The 14100-nt window shown below is 66.3% G+C and carries 13 protein-coding genes and 1 tRNA gene; 6 read left to right on the top strand and 8 right to left on the bottom strand.

What is annotated here, in order from left to right; all coding sequences use genetic code 11:
* The first annotated feature begins 154 nt into the window (after positions 1 to 154).
* Both AC3WS4_RS13115 and AC3WS4_RS13120 read left to right on the top strand, forming a co-directional pair.
* A complete protein-coding gene (locus AC3WS4_RS13115) occupies positions 155 to 682 on the top strand; it encodes a hypothetical protein (RefSeq protein WP_492739749.1) in 528 nt (175 codons plus the stop codon).
* Positions 683 to 796: 114 nt separating this feature from the next.
* Positions 797 to 2203 carry a DEAD/DEAH box helicase gene (locus AC3WS4_RS13120; protein ID WP_492739747.1) on the top strand — a complete coding sequence of 469 codons (1407 nt, stop codon included), beginning with the start codon at positions 797 to 799 and terminating at the stop codon, positions 2201 to 2203.
* A 37-nt stretch (positions 2204 to 2240) separates the two neighbouring features.
* On the opposite strand, the gene AC3WS4_RS13125 is transcribed toward AC3WS4_RS13120, so the two are convergent.
* Positions 2241 to 2606 (bottom strand): DUF7668 domain-containing protein, encoded by a 366-nt coding sequence (locus AC3WS4_RS13125; RefSeq protein WP_492739746.1) that lies wholly within the window; start codon positions 2604 to 2606, stop codon positions 2241 to 2243.
* Positions 2607 to 2615: 9 nt separating this feature from the next.
* The gene (locus AC3WS4_RS13130; RefSeq protein WP_492739796.1) at positions 2616 to 3632 is read right to left on the bottom strand and encodes an NADP-dependent oxidoreductase; all 1017 of its coding nucleotides are present in this window, start codon (positions 3630 to 3632) and stop codon (positions 2616 to 2618) included.
* A gap of 87 nt (positions 3633 to 3719) precedes the next feature.
* On the opposite strand from AC3WS4_RS13130, the gene AC3WS4_RS13135 reads away from it, so the two are divergent.
* Positions 3720 to 3795: transfer RNA gene (locus AC3WS4_RS13135), tRNA-Ala, on the top strand.
* Positions 3796 to 3825: 30 nt separating this feature from the next.
* Here the strand turns inward: AC3WS4_RS13135 and AC3WS4_RS13140 are convergent.
* The 4 genes from AC3WS4_RS13140 to AC3WS4_RS13155 form a co-directional block, all read right to left on the bottom strand.
* Entirely contained in the window at positions 3826 to 4989 is a 1164-nt protein-coding gene (locus AC3WS4_RS13140; protein WP_492739795.1) for an acyl-CoA dehydrogenase family protein, read from the bottom strand.
* Between the two features lie 19 nt (positions 4990 to 5008).
* Positions 5009 to 6058, bottom strand: coding sequence for an aspartyl/asparaginyl beta-hydroxylase domain-containing protein (locus AC3WS4_RS13145; protein WP_492742823.1), 1050 nt, complete (start codon positions 6056 to 6058; stop codon positions 5009 to 5011).
* A 47-nt stretch (positions 6059 to 6105) separates the two neighbouring features.
* Positions 6106 to 7002 carry a DUF4349 domain-containing protein gene (locus AC3WS4_RS13150; RefSeq protein WP_492739744.1) on the bottom strand — a complete coding sequence of 299 codons (897 nt, stop codon included), beginning with the start codon at positions 7000 to 7002 and terminating at the stop codon, positions 6106 to 6108.
* A 306-nt stretch (positions 7003 to 7308) separates the two neighbouring features.
* On the bottom strand, positions 7309 to 9603 hold the full coding sequence (locus AC3WS4_RS13155) for an ATP-dependent helicase (protein ID WP_492739794.1): 2295 nt from the start codon (positions 9601 to 9603) through the stop codon (positions 7309 to 7311).
* Positions 9604 to 9919: 316 nt separating this feature from the next.
* Here AC3WS4_RS13155 and AC3WS4_RS13160 point away from each other — a divergent pair, with 316 nt between their 5' ends.
* The 3 genes from AC3WS4_RS13160 (at position 9920) to AC3WS4_RS13170 (ending at position 12622) form a co-directional block, all read left to right on the top strand.
* Positions 9920 to 10486: a septal ring lytic transglycosylase RlpA family protein gene (locus tag AC3WS4_RS13160; protein WP_492739743.1), complete on the top strand. Its 567-nt coding sequence runs from the start codon at positions 9920 to 9922 to the stop codon at positions 10484 to 10486.
* Positions 10487 to 10532: 46 nt separating this feature from the next.
* Positions 10533 to 11273 (top strand): CPBP family intramembrane glutamic endopeptidase, encoded by a 741-nt coding sequence (locus AC3WS4_RS13165; RefSeq protein ID WP_492739742.1) that lies wholly within the window; start codon positions 10533 to 10535, stop codon positions 11271 to 11273.
* Between the two features lie 83 nt (positions 11274 to 11356).
* Positions 11357 to 12622 carry an MFS transporter gene (locus tag AC3WS4_RS13170; RefSeq protein WP_492739740.1) on the top strand — a complete coding sequence of 422 codons (1266 nt, stop codon included), beginning with the start codon at positions 11357 to 11359 and terminating at the stop codon, positions 12620 to 12622.
* A gap of 31 nt (positions 12623 to 12653) precedes the next feature.
* On the opposite strand, the gene rsmD is transcribed toward AC3WS4_RS13170, so the two are convergent.
* A complete protein-coding gene (rsmD, locus tag AC3WS4_RS13175; RefSeq protein WP_492739739.1) occupies positions 12654 to 13196 on the bottom strand; it encodes a 16S rRNA (guanine(966)-N(2))-methyltransferase RsmD in 543 nt (180 codons plus the stop codon).
* Positions 13196 to 14068 carry a pseudouridine synthase gene (locus AC3WS4_RS13180; protein ID WP_492739738.1) on the bottom strand — a complete coding sequence of 291 codons (873 nt, stop codon included), beginning with the start codon at positions 14066 to 14068 and terminating at the stop codon, positions 13196 to 13198. Before AC3WS4_RS13180 ends, rsmD begins: the two co-directional genes overlap by 1 nt.
* Positions 14069 to 14100: the final 32 nt, after the last annotated feature.

Raw genomic sequence — 14100 nt, forward strand, 5'->3', positions numbered from 1 at the left:
AATGGGTCGACAACAGTTCATTTGCTGTTCAATCATGATCGCTATTGGGGAGGCCATGGACGAGTGAAGCCCGCGCGTCCAGCCAGCATCGGGTTCGGGAGCCAAGGGTGAACAACGGTTTTTGTCAGCGCGCCGAGGGGGCGCCCGACGCGCAGTGACGGCAGCGTTTGCCCTGTTCCTGGTGGCCGCGGCACCCGCGGCCGACACGGAGGCGCCGATAGCGCCGCCCGAGCCGATCGCCGCGATGGTGCCCATGCCCGAAAGCGCCGGCGCTCCGTGGTTCCAGGTCATCATCGAACAGCAGTTGATCATCCGCGTACCGGCGCAGCGATCGTCGCTCACCAATTTCGCGGCAAGCCCCGGCGAGCCGCAGCGCAAGCGCGAAGCGCCGCCGATCGTCTGGAAAGAAAAAAGGGCGCCGAAATGCGTCGCGATGCGCAACATCATCGGAATGCAGGCGGTTCAGCGCGACAGCATCGACCTGATCACGCGGCAGAGGCAGCGATTGCGCGCGCAGCTCAACCGCGGTTGCCGCGCGCTCGATTTCTATGCCGGTTTCTACATGAAGGGTAACGAGGACGGCCAGCTTTGCGAGGATCGCGACGAGATTCACGCACGAACCGGTGCCAAATGCGAAATCGACAAGTTCCGCCTGATGGTCGCGGTGCGCGACGACGATTAATCGGCGATTTTCGCCAGCTTTTCTTGACTTTCGGCTGGTAGTTCCGCAAGGGCGCCGCAGCGCGGGCTGGCGTGGGACGCCGTGCGACCTCAATTTTCCGGACATGATGACCCTATGAAATTTGCCGACCTCGGCCTTTCCGACGAAACCCTGCGCGCGATCACTGAATCGGGCTATGACGAACCGACGCCGATTCAGGCGGGTGCGATCCCCTCGGTGCTGATGATGCGCGACATGATCGGCATCGCCCAGACGGGCACCGGCAAGACCGCGTCCTTCGTGCTGCCGATGATCGACATATTGGCGCATGGCCGCGCGCGGGCGCGCATGCCGCGCTCGCTGATCCTCGAACCGACGCGCGAACTCGCGGCGCAGGTCGCGGAAAACTTTGAAAAATACGGCAAATATCACAAGCTCTCGATGGCGTTGCTGATCGGCGGCGTGCAGATGGGCGATCAGGTCAAGGCGCTCGAAAAGGGCGTCGACGTGTTGATCGCGACCCCCGGCCGCCTGATGGACCTGTTCGAGCGCGGCAAGATCTTGCTCACCGGTTGCAACCTGCTGGTGATCGACGAAGCCGACCGCATGCTCGACATGGGCTTTATCCCCGACATCGAGAATATCTGCACCAAGCTGCCGGCGAATCGGCAGACCCTGCTGTTCTCGGCGACGATGCCGCCGCCGATCAAGAAGCTGGCCGACAAATTCCTGTCGAATCCCAAGACGATCGAAGTCGCACGCCCGGCGAGCCGCAACGAGAATATCGAGCAGTTCGTCGTCAAGACCAGCGAGCGCGGCAAGCGCGACACGCTGCGCGACCTGCTCGAGTCGGAAGACATCAGCACCGCGATCATCTTTTGCAACCGCAAGACGACGGTGCGCGACCTGGCCAAAGCCTTGCAGCGCGACCGCTTCAAGGCCGGCGAAATCCATGGCGACATGGACCAGTCGAGCCGCATCGCCGAACTCGACCGCTTCAAGGCCGGGACGATCAATATCCTGGTCGCGTCCGACGTCGCGGCGCGCGGACTCGATGTGAAGGGCGTGAGCCATGTCTTCAACTTCGATGCGCCGTGGCACCCCGACGATTATGTCCACCGCATCGGCCGCACCGGCCGCGCGGGCGCGCAGGGCCGTGCCTTCACGCTGATCACGCCGTCGGATGACGAGGCGATCGACAATATCCAGAAGCTGACCGGCTATACGATCCCGGTCCATGGCGGCGGCGGGAAGGCCGAGGCTGCCAAGGCGTCGACGGACGAGCCGCGCGAAGAGCGCGAACCGCGCCGCGAACGATCCGCCCGCGGCGGTCGCGGCCGCGCCAAGCCCGCTGCCGAATCGAAACGCGCCGAAGCACCGCGTGCCGAAACCGTCGCGGATAAGCAGGCGGCCAGACCCGCGAAGAAGGCCGACGATCGCAAGCCCGCACCGGCGAAGTCGCGCAATCAGGATGATGATGGCCCCGACGACGGCTGGAACGGCCCGATGCCCGACTTTTTGTCGTTCGGGTTCGGTAGCTAGGTCCCGCCCGGAGCAGCCTGATTAGGCTTATTGCGCGCTATGGGACATGGACCGACTGTATCTCCAGCCGCGTATCGTCGCCTTCGCGCAATATCGCGTGGAGCGTCAAATCGCTGACTTCTTGCCCGTCGGTCGAAAGATCAACAAGGAATTGCCAATAGCCGTCCATCCAGAGATAGCAGGATCTTTCCCAGGTAGCCGGTCGTAGCGGGGCAATGGAATCGCCATAGGCAGCGACGCAGCTCGCTATGAAATCGGACGTCGGCTCATCGACCGGCGCGACCCGTTCGATAGGGTGATTTTGCAGCCCGAAATCGCCGGTGACAAAGGCGGCGGCGATTTCCTGAAATGTGACGCGCCATTCCTGTGGAACGGGGCGTTCAATTTCATCGCGTGCAAGCATATCCCGGCCCTAAACCCGAACCAGCATCTTCCCCATGTTCGCCCCCGCGAACAGCCCCAGAAACGCCTCGGGCGCCGCCTCCAGCCCCTCATGCACCGTCTCGCGCATCGTCACCGCGCCGCTGGCGATCAGCCCGCCCATGTCGGCGTAGAATTCCTCGACGCAGTCGAAGAACTGGTCGGTGTAGATGAAGCCTTCCATGCGGATGCGCGCCGGGATGGTGCGGATCAGATATTTCATCTCCTGCGCCTTGCCGTCGTTGTAGACGTCGATCATGCCGCAGATCGCGAAGCGCGCGAAATCGCTGGCGGTCGCGAAGGCGGCGTCGAGATGTTCGCCGCCGACATTGTCGAAATAGACGTCGATCCCCGGCTTGCCGAGCTTTTCGAGCGCCGCGGCAAGTTGCGGCAGCACTGGGCCGGCCTTGTAGTCGATCACCGCATCGGCGCCGAGATCGAGGGCCCAGGCGCATTTGTCGGCGCCGCCGGCCGAGCCGATCACCGTCATCTCGCGCGCCTTGGCGATCTGGACTACCGCCGACCCGACCGCGCCCGCCGCCGCCGAGACGAAGACGGTGTCGCCGGGTTTCGCCGCCGCGATGCGGAGCAGGCCGATCCAGGCGGTGCCACCGGTCAGTCCCATATTGTGCAGGAAGGTCTGCGGGGTCATCCCCGCCGCGAGCGCCGCCACGGGCAGCTTGTTCGGCGACATGTCGAGGCCGATGACCCCGCCATCGCGCCAGCCGCCCATGTGGAGGATCAGGTCGCCGGGGGCGAAGCCGCCCATATTGCTTTCGATCACCTCGCCGATCGCGCCGCCGGTCATCGGCTGATCGATCTGGAAGCTGGCCGAATAGCTTTTCGCGTCGTTCATCCGGCCGCGCATATAGGGGTCGACCGACAGCCACAGATTCTTCACCCGCAGCTGGTCGGCCTGCAACTGCGCGTCGGGGAGGTCGCGGAGGGCGAAATTGTCCATCGTCGGCAAGCCCGTTGGCCTGCTGGTCAGGTGCCACGCTCGCGCCATCATATCCCCCTCGATAAGTGTCCGTCGCCCAATCGTCAGAAAAGCCGTTGCCAGCCGTATTCGGTGCCGTTAAGACCCCGCCGTCGCGGGGCCGTAGCTCAGATGGGAGAGCGCTGCAATCGCACTGCAGAGGTCAGGGGTTCGATTCCCCTCGGCTCCACCAGCGACCCGATTCCCCTAACTTCCGAACCGCTTACCCCGCGAAGTCTCGAATCATGTTCTTCGCGATCACTAGCTGCTGAATCTGCGTGGTTCCTTCATAGATGCGGTAAATGCGGCAGTCGCGATAGAAGCGCTCGGCCAGATATTCCTTGAGATAGCCGGCGCCGCCGTGGATCTGGACGACGCGATCGGCGACCCGGCCGCACATTTCGCTGGCGAACATCTTGGTCGCGGCGGCCTCGACGATGATCTTCTCGCCGCGGTCGGCGCGCGCGCAGGCGTCGGCGAGCATGCATTCGGCGGCGTAGATTTCGGCCTTGCTGTCGGCGAGCATCGCCTGGATCAACTGGAAATTGGCGATCGGCTCGCCGAACGCCTTGCGCTCCATCGCATATTGCAGCCCCGTGTCGAGCATGCGCTTGGCATAGCCGACGCTGGCGGCGGCGACCGAAAGCCGGCCGTTGTCGAGGCTCTGCATCGCGGCGCGGAAACCGATGCCTTCCTCACCGCCGAGCAGCGCGTCGCCGTCGACCCGGACATTGTCGAGGATGACGTCGGCGATCTGCGATCCCGCCTGGCCCATCTTGCCGTCGGGCTTGCCGATCGACACCCCGGGCGCGTCGCGCGGGACCATGAAGGCGCTGACATGCGCGTTCTTGGGCAAAGCCTCGGCGTTGGTGCGTGCCATCACCAGGATGACGTCGGCGAAGGGGGCGTTGGTGATGTAGCGCTTGGTGCCGTTGAGCACATAGCCGTTGCCGTCGCGCACCGCGCGGGTCTTCATCGCCGCGCTGTCCGACCCGCTGTCGGGTTCGGTGAGGCCGAAGGCGGCGATGGTGCCGGTCGCGAGCTTGGGCAGCCAATGCTCCTTCTGCTGATCGGTGCCGAAACCGGTCAGCGACTTGCACACCATGCCGATGTTGATCGACACGATCGAACGATAGGCGGGCGAGGCATAAGCGATCTCGCGGATGAAGCCGACATATTGGCTGACGTTCATGCCCGCCCCGCCATATTCGGGGGGCATGGTGATGCCGAACAGGCCCATGTCCTTCATCTCGGCGAGGATGTCGTCGGGAACGCGGCCAAGCTCCTCAAGCTGGTCTTCGGCGGGGATCAGCCGGTCGCGGACATAGCGCTGCAACTGTTCGATAAAGGCTTCGTAGATGTCGGCGTCCATTCCCGGGTTGGTCATCATATTTTCCTCATTTGGATTATTGTTCTGAATAGCTGTCGATCGCGGAGAAGATGCGCGTCAACTGGTCGCGCTCGTCGGCGTCGATGTCGGGGCGCCAGATTTCGAAGAGCATCACGGTGCGGTCGCTGGTCCCGCGGTTCCACGCTTCATGTTCGAAACTGTCGTCGAAGATCGTCAATTCGCCTTCGCGCCATGCGCGCGTCTCGGCGCCGACGCGCAGACCGCAGCCGTCGGGGACGATCAGCGGCAGGTGGCAGATCAGGCGGGTGTTGAGCATGCCGTGGTGCGGCTGGATATGCGTGCCGGGTTTGAGCCGCGAGAAGAGTGCGAGGGGCGCGCGGCCCGGGATCACCGGTTGCGGCGCCTGCGCGAGCGCGGCGAGGGCCTCTGGGCAGAGCATGTCCATGCCCTCGGCGATTTCGCCGTCCTTCCAAAGCCAGGCGGCGCTCCAGTCGGCTTTATCGAGCAGCGGATTATTGGGGGGAGGCCGGTCGGGGCTGGCGGTGACATAGGGGCCGAAACGGTCGGCGGTGCCCGCGACCAGGGCTTGCAGTTCGGCGCGGATCGCATCGGTCGCGGCCTCGACCGCAGGCACCCAGTCGAACTCGGCGCGGTCGAAAAAGGTGCGCTGCGCAAGGCCGGGGAAATAGAACATGCTTGGTTGTTGCAGGTAGAGCGGCTGCTCGCCCGCGAGCATGCGCAGCGCCTCGGCGACGCGCGGGGTCGCGCCCGCGGCGTCGATCCCCGCGCCGCGTAATTGGCCGAGCAGGTGATCGGCGAAGGCTTGTTCGGTCGCGGCGAGAAAGACCTCGGCGCGCTGGAGGCCGGGGTGCAGCGCCGGCGGGACGCTGCGCGCCTGGGCCGCGGTGCCGAGCGCGAGGCGGTAAAAGCTGCCCGCGGCGCGGTCGTCGGACAGCCGGCGCTTGAGTTCGGCCATGGCGAGGATCGCGGCGATATTGGCGCGATCGGCGCGGATCGCGGCGTCGAGCGCGGCGCCTTCGCCCGCGTCGTCGCCGCGCCGGTGGGCCGCGCGCGCCTGCTCCAGCCATGTCCCCTCGCCGGTCATGGCGCTTGCCATAGCGCCGCGCGGCCCCTTTGCAAGAAGCGGTGGGCCTAGATTTCCGGCGGCGGCGGTGCCGAAGGCGCGGCGCGCTTGCCGACCAGCCATTTGCGGACCGCGACGACGGGTGGGGTGCGCCACAGCAGCAGCAGGCCGGCGAAGAACAGCGCCCACGGCAGGACCGCCGCGCCGACGACGAGGACGAACGAGAGTAGGGTGCTGCCGCTGCGCACCAGCATGTTCGCCGCGTCGCTGAACGGATTGCCATAACCGATGCCGGGCAGGCCGCCGGCGCCCTGATAGTCGAATACCATCGGGGTCGTCGCGAGCTGAACCTCGCCGCCGCGCCGCGTTTCGCGCTCGCCGTCGAGTTGCTGGCGCAGTCCGGCGATCTGTTGCTGGAGTTCGGTGCGTTCGCGGTCGCCGAGTCCGCCCTGCTTGAGCCGCGCTTCGAGGCGCGCGATCTCGTCGGCGATGCCCGCGCTGCGGCGCTGCGAATCGCTGATCTGGGCGCCGACGTCCTCGCCGGTGATATTGGCCGCGGCGAGTACACCCTCGGCCTTGGCGACGCTGGCGATCGCATCCTTGCCGAACTTGCGCGCGATGGCGGGGTCGAGCTTGAATTCCAGCCGGCCCTCGACTTCATTGTCGCGGATCAGCCGGTAATCCATGCCGGTGATCCGACAGCGCGCGACGCCGAGCGTTTCGCAGGCGGCGGCATGTTCCTCCTGCACCGCGGCGATGCGGTCGTCGTCGAGGCGGAAGGCGTAGCGATAGTGAAAGGCGACCCCGGGGGCGGCGGTGATCGCGACGTCGGGACCGCCGGCGGCATCGGCGGAGGCCATTTCGGTGGCGGCGGGGGCGCTGCTCGCCGCCGATTCCTCGGACGCTTTTTGGCCGCAGCCGACCAGCACGAGCGCCATCGCGCCCGCCAAGAGCTTGGTTTTCATGAGACTCTCCCAAAGATGCGACTCGTTGGCCGCACGATATGGAGTATCATAACTGATATGGTTGACAATAGGGTTTGTGTGGAGTGGTCGCCGCCGTTGGAGGACGTTGAAATCCTCCCTGTGGCGAAGCCATGGGGAGGGGGACCGTTCGCGAAGCGAATGGTGGAGGGGCCGAAAGGCTGTGCGACGCGTGACGGCGTCGGCCCCTCCGTCAGCGGCTTTGCCGCTGCCACCTCCCCATCGCTGCGCGACAGGGAGGATATTTACGTCAGCGATCCATCATACACCAAAAGCGCCCGCGTGAAGCTATCCCGCCGCCTTCACAAAACTGTCGAGCACCCTCTTGCTGCCAGCCGACTCGAATTCGACCTCCAGCTTGTTGCCGTCGATGTCCATGATTTCGCCGTAACCGAACTTCTCATGAAACACGCGCATGCCGATCGCCAGGTCGGCGCGCGGTTTGGCGCCAACCGAGGCGGCGGGGCCGCGTTCGCTGGGCGCGGGGGCGCGGGTCACCGTCGTCGACCCTGCCACGGCGCGCTGCCAGGCGGGGCCGCGCGTCATCGTGCGCGAGGGGTTGCGCTCGGCGACATGCGCGAACGGATCGCCCTGCGCCGACCAGTTGGCGCGCCACAGGCTTTGGCCGCCGCCGAAGCTGTTTTCGCTGTCGACATGTTCGGGCGGAATTTCGGCGATGAAGCGGCTGGGGATGCTGCTTGTCCACTGGCCATAGATGCGGCGGTTGGCGGCATGATAGATGCTGGCGCGCACGCGGGCGCGGGTGATCGCGACATAGGCGAGGCGGCGTTCCTCCTCGAGGCTGGCGATGCCGCCCTCGTCCATCGAGCGCTGCGACGGGAAAACGCCGTCTTCCCACCCCGCAAGGAATACATGGTCGAACTCCAGCCCCTTGGCGGCGTGGATCGTCATGATCGTCACCGTCTCGGTCGTGTCGTCATTGTCGCGGTCCATGACGAGGCTGACATGTTCGAGGAACGCCTCGAGCGACTCATATTCCTCCATCGCGCGGACGAGTTCGGAGAGGTTTTCGAGGCGGCCCGCGGCTTCGACGCTGCGGTCGGCCTGCAGCATCGCGGTATAGCCCGATTCGTCGAGGATCAGCTGGGTCAATTCGGGGTGCGACAGGTCGTTCGCCTTGGTCCGCCAGCCGCGCATCTGCGCGACGAACGTGGCGAGCTGGCGCCGCGCCTGCGGGGTGAGTTCGTCGGTCTCGGTGATCTGCGCCGCGGCCTGGAGCAGCGGGCTGCGTTCGGCGCGCGCGAACTGGTGGATGCGCTGGATCGCCTTGTCGCCAAGCCCGCGTTTCGGCACGTTGACGATGCGTTCGAAGGCAAGGTCGTCGGCGGGCGACTGGACGAGGCGCAGATAGGCGAGCGCGTCGCGGATTTCGGCGCGTTCGTAGAAGCGGAAACCGCCGACGATGCGATACGGCATGCCGATCGCGATGAAGCGGTCTTCGAACTCGCGGGTCTGAAACTGGGCGCGGACGAGGATCGCGGCGCGGTCGAGCGAGACGCGGCGGTGCTGGAGCGTTTCGAGTTCCTCGCCGACGCGGCGCGCCTCCTCGGGGCCGTCCCAGACGCCGACGACGCGGACCTTGTCGCCCGGCTCGAGTTCGGTCCACAAAGTCTTGCCAAGGCGGCCGCTGTTCTGCGCGATCAGCGCCGATGCGGCGGCGAGGATCTGCGGCGTCGAGCGGTAATTTTGTTCGAGGCGGATCACGGTGGCGCCGGGGAAATCCTTGTCGAAGCGAAGGATATTCGCGACCTCGGCGCCGCGCCAGCTGTACACCGACTGGTCGTCATCGCCGACGACGCAGATATTCTTGCGCGATTGCGCGAGGAGCCGCAGCCACAGATATTGGCTGGCGTTGGTGTCCTGATATTCGTCGACGAGGATATATTTGAAGCGGTCCTGATACTGCTCGAGCACGTCGCGGTGGGTCTTGAGGATCACCAGCATGTGGAGCAGCAGGTCGCCGAAGTCGCAGGCGTTGAGCGTCTTCAGTCGCGCCTGATAGAGCGCATAGAAATGCTGGCCCTTGCCATCGGCCCAGGCTTCCTTGTCGGCGGCGTCGAGGTCGGACGGGACGAGCCCGCGGTTCTTCCACTTGTCGATCAGCCCCGCGAGCTGGCGTGCCGGCCAGCGCTTCTCGTCGAGTCCCTCGGCCTGGATCAGCTGTTTCAGGACGCGGAGCTGGTCGTCGGTGTCGAGGATGGTGAAATTGCTTTGCAGCCCGACGAGTTCGGCGTGGCGGCGCAGCATTTTGGCCGCGATGCTGTGGAAGGTGCCGAGCCAGGGCATGCCCTCGACCGCGTCGCCGATCATCCGTCCGATCCGCTCGCGCATCTCGCGCGCCGCCTTGTTGGTGAAGGTGACCGCGAGGATTTCGGAGGGCCAGGCGCGGCGCGTCGCGATGATATGCGCGAGGCGGGCGGTGAGCGCCGCGGTCTTGCCGGTGCCCGCACCCGCGAGCATCAGCACCGGGCCTTCGGTGGTCAGCACCGCCTGCCGCTGAGGGCCGTTGAGGCCGCGCAGATAGGGCGGGTCCGAGGGGGCGGGGCGGGCGAGGTCGGGCATCGAGGCAGGGGTATCGTTCACGCGCGAACGATTAGGGAACAGCGCGCGCGCTGTCCAGCGGGGAGGGGTGGATTTGGTTGCGGGGGTGATCGCCGGCGATCGGTGGCGGGCATAGCGATCCTCCCCGGCACGGGGAGGATCGCTATGCCCGCGCCGCCCTCCAACCCCGTTCGTGTCGAGCGAAGTCGAAACACCCCGAAGGCACGCACTCCCGATGGGTGTCTCGACTTCGCTCGACACGAACGGAAATTGAGCGTGGTTTTCAAACCCAACCTCCCTCTTTATCCCGGCCATCTTCGCCTCTACCGTCACCCCGATGCGAGCCTATCCCATACTCCGGCTGACGGGCACGGCATCGGCGGCCCTGCTGCTGACCGCCTGCGCCGGCGGCAATTTTCGTCCGGTCAGCGACACGCCGGTGCGGATCGGCCCGGCTTATGCGGTTCGCGGCACCACCTATGTGCCCGCCGCCGCGCCGGGTTATGACGCGGTCGGCTACGCCAGCTGGTACGGCAACGAATCGGGCAACCGCACCGCCAATGGCGAGCAATTCCGGCCCGGCTGGATCACCGCCGCGCACACCACGCTGCCGCTGCCGACCTATGTCGAGGTGACCGCGCTCGACAGCGGCCGCCGGATCATCGTGCGGGTCAACGATCGCGGACCCTTTGCGCAGGGCCGGATCATCGACCTGTCGCGCGGCGCCGCCGAGGAACTCGGCATCAAGGCGCAGGGTCATGCCGCGGTGCGCGTCCGCCGCGTCGAGCCGTCGGAGAAGGACCGCAAGCGTCTGCGCGAGGGCGAGGGCGCGGCATCGCGGCCGCCGGTGACGGGGCAGGAGTTGCAGCGGTTGCGCGCGCGGATGGCGGAGCCGAGCCGCTGAGGCGGCCCCGCTTGACAGTGTTACACAGATAATACAGTTGGTGGAGATGCACACCGCCACCGCTGCCGATATCGACCCGCTGCCGTCGCGCCTAGCCCTCGCCGCCGAGATCGCGGGCTTTGTCGGCTTTGCGTTGCTGTCGAAATATCTGCTCAGCCTGATCTTCTGGCGGTACGCCGGCCCGGTGTCGCTGTTGCTGACGCTGGCCCTGCTGACGCTTTACCTGCGCGCGAACGGGACCGGATGGTCGGCGATGGGGCTGGTGCCGCTGCCCGGATGGAAAGCGAAGTTGATGGTGCTGCCCAAGGCCGGGCTGACCTTGGTCGCCTTTGCCGTGGTGGTCGCGCTGACGACGATCGCTGGCCCGGCGGTCGGGCTCGGCTTCCTGAAGGAAGTGCCATCAGGCGTCGAAGGGCGCTGGGGCGAGGTTGCCGGGAGCGTGCCGCATTTCCTGTTGTGGCTCGCCATCGTCTGGACCGCCGCTGCCTTTGGCGAGGAGATGTTCTTTCGCGGCTATCTGATCACGCGGCTGCATAGGTTGTTCGGCGGAGGTCGGTTGGCGCCGGTACTGGCGTCTGTACTGGCGGTCGTCGTTCCGGCGCTGATCTTCGGCTATGGCCATTATTATTACCAGGGCTGGCGCGGCGCGGTGGTGACCTTCGGGATCGGGCTGGCGTTCGGGACGATGTTCCTGCTGTTCAAGCGCAATCTATGGCCGATGATCCTGTTGCACGGCGTGATCGACACGCTGACCTTTACCGCCATCTTCCTGCGATGGGAGAATTGACCGGGACGCAGGGAATATCGCTTGCATCGAGAGGGCGTCGCCGTTCAAGGCAGCGAAAACCAAGAGGGGAGGGGTTGGTCGCCATGGATCTGGCACCCTATCGCAAGCATCGGCGCATCCTGACCGCGAGCCTCGTCGGCACCGCGGTCGAATTCTACGATTTCTACATCTACGGCACCGCCGCGGCTTTGGTGTTCGGGCCGCTCTTCTTTCCGTCCGAATCGCCGTCGGCGCAGCTGATGCTGAGCTTCATGAGCTTCGGCCTCGCCTTTTTCGCGCGGCCCGTCGGGGCGGTGGTGTTCGGCCATTATGGCGACCGGATCGGGCGCAAGTCGACGCTGGTGGCGTCGCTGATGCTGATGGGCATTTCGACGCTGCTGATCGCTTTCCTGCCGACCTATGCGATGGTCGGGTGGGTCGCGCCGTTGCTGCTGTGCATCCTGCGCTTCGGTCAGGGGTTCGGGCTCGGCGGCGAGTGGGGCGGGGCGGCGTTGCTCGCGGTCGAGAATGCGCCGCCGGGCTGGCGCGCGCGTTTCGGCATGGTGCCGCAATTGGGCGCGCCGGTGGGGTTCATCGCGGCGAATGGCCTGTTCCTGCTGCTCGGGCTGGGCATGAGCGATGCCGAGTTCGCTTCATGGGGATGGCGCATCCCCTTCCTGCTCTCGGCGATCCTCGTCGGGCTCGGGCTGTGGGTGCGGCTCAAGATCGGCGAGACCCCCGATTTCGCCGAGGCGCTCGAACAGGATCGGCCCGTCGGCGTCCCGATCGGCGAACTCCTGAATCGCCATCTGCTGCCGACCCTCGCGGGGACCTTTGCGGTCGTCGCCTGTTTCGCGATCTTCTATCTCTCGACCAGCTTCGCGCTCGCGCATGGGACGACGACGCTCGGTTATCCGAAGGAGCAGTTCCTGCTGATCCAGCTCGGCGCGATCCTGTTCATGGCGGTAGGGATTATCGTCGCCGGGTACTGGAGCGACGCGGCAAGCGCGCAGAAGGTGCTGACCTGGGGCTGCGGGGCGACGATCCTGATCGGCTTCCTGTTCGGGCCGGCGCTGGCGTCGGGATCGTGGTGGCTGATCTTCGTCGGGCTTGCGTCGGCGCTGTTCGTGATGGGGCTGGTCTATGGCCCGCTCGGCGCCTGGCTGACCGGGCTGTTCCCGGTCGAAGTGCGTTACACCGGCGCGTCGATGACCTTCAACGCGGGTGGCATATTGGGCGGCGCGGCGGCGCCGATCGTCGCGCAGGCGCTCGGCGACTGGCGCGGGACGGCGGCGGTCGGGCTGTATCTCGCGCTCGCCGGAGTGATCAGTTTCGGCGGGCTGACGATGGTGCGCGGGCGCCCATCCTGAATCCTCCCCACGGCTACGCCGCAGGGAGGACTTAGACGGAGCGGAGCAGCGTCAGCTTCGCTTTGCCAACCTTGCGTTCGGCATCGATCTCGAAGCCCGCGACCTCGACGGCCTCCTTCTCGCCGGTTTCGACCGAAACCCAGGTCTCGGGCGCGATCCAGCCGAGGCGGTTCAATTTGTCGAGCGCGACGCTGCCGGCGCCGGTGGCGTATGGGGCGTCGAGCAGCAGCAGGTCGTAGCTGCGTTTCGCCGGGCCGAGGCTGAGCACCGATCCGGCGCGCACATCCGCACGCGCGGCGGCGCCAAGCGCGGCGAGATTGCCCTTCAACGCGTCGAGCGCGTCGCGGTCCTGCTCGGCGAACAGGCAATGCTCGGCGCCGCGCGACAGCGCCTCGATGCCGAGCGCGCCCGATCCCGCGAACAGGTCGGCGACATAAAGCCCTTCGAAGCTGCCGAGGCGGCTCGCGAGCATCGAGAACAGGGTCTCGCGCGTGCGGTCGGCGGTCGGCCGCGTGGCGTCGCCCTTGGGCGCGATCAGCTTGCGGCCGCGCCATTCTCCCGAAATCACACGCATCAGGGCTTGCCCGAACCGAGGTGGCGGCGGAATTTGAACAGATCGTCGCGCGGCACGACGTCGACGTCGCCCATGCCAAGCCCTTCGAGGCTGAACTCGCCGTAACGGGTGCGGATCAGGCGGCTGACTTGCAGCCCGAAATGTTCGAGCACCTTGCGCACTTCGCGATTCTTGCCCTCGGTCAGCGTCATTTCGACCCACTGGTTGCGCCCGGTGCGGCGTTCGAGGTTGGCGATGATCTTGCCATAGCGGACGCCCTCGATCTCGATCCCCATCGCCAGTTCCTCGAGCTGCGTCTGGCTGATCTCGCCAAAGGCGCGGGCGCGATAGGTGCGTTCGACCCCGCTGGCGGGCAGTTCGAGCTGGCGCTTGAACTCGCCGTCGTTGGTCAGCAGCAGCAGCCCCTCGGTGTTATAGTCGAGGCGGCCGACTGGCATGACGCGCGGTAGGCCCTTGGGCAGCAGATCATAGATCGTCTTGCGCCCCTTGGGATCGCGCGCCGCGGTGATGCAGCCCGCGGGCTTGTGAAAACGATAGAGGCGCGTCGACACCGGCTTGGCGACCGGATTGCCGTCGACGGTCAGCCCTTCGAGCGAGGTCAGCAGCGGCGCCGGGTGGACCACGATCTGGCCGTTGAGCGCGATGCGCCCTTCCTCGACCATACGTTCGACGTCGCGGCGCGACCCGACGCCGGCGCGGGCGAGCAGCTTGGCGATGCGCTGCGGGCCGTCCTCATGCTCGGGCTCGGCCTCCCTGGCTTTGCGCGGGGGCGCGGCGACGCGCGCGGCGCGGCGCCCGCGGGGGGCGTCGGGCTTGTCGTCGGCGGGGCGCGCGGTGCGCGGTCCCGATCGGGGAGGGCGGGGTGATTTCATGGGAACGGAAACGGCTTTCTTGTCGTTATTCG

The organism is Sphingopyxis sp. EU05-FHT14B03 (assembly GCF_058790875.1).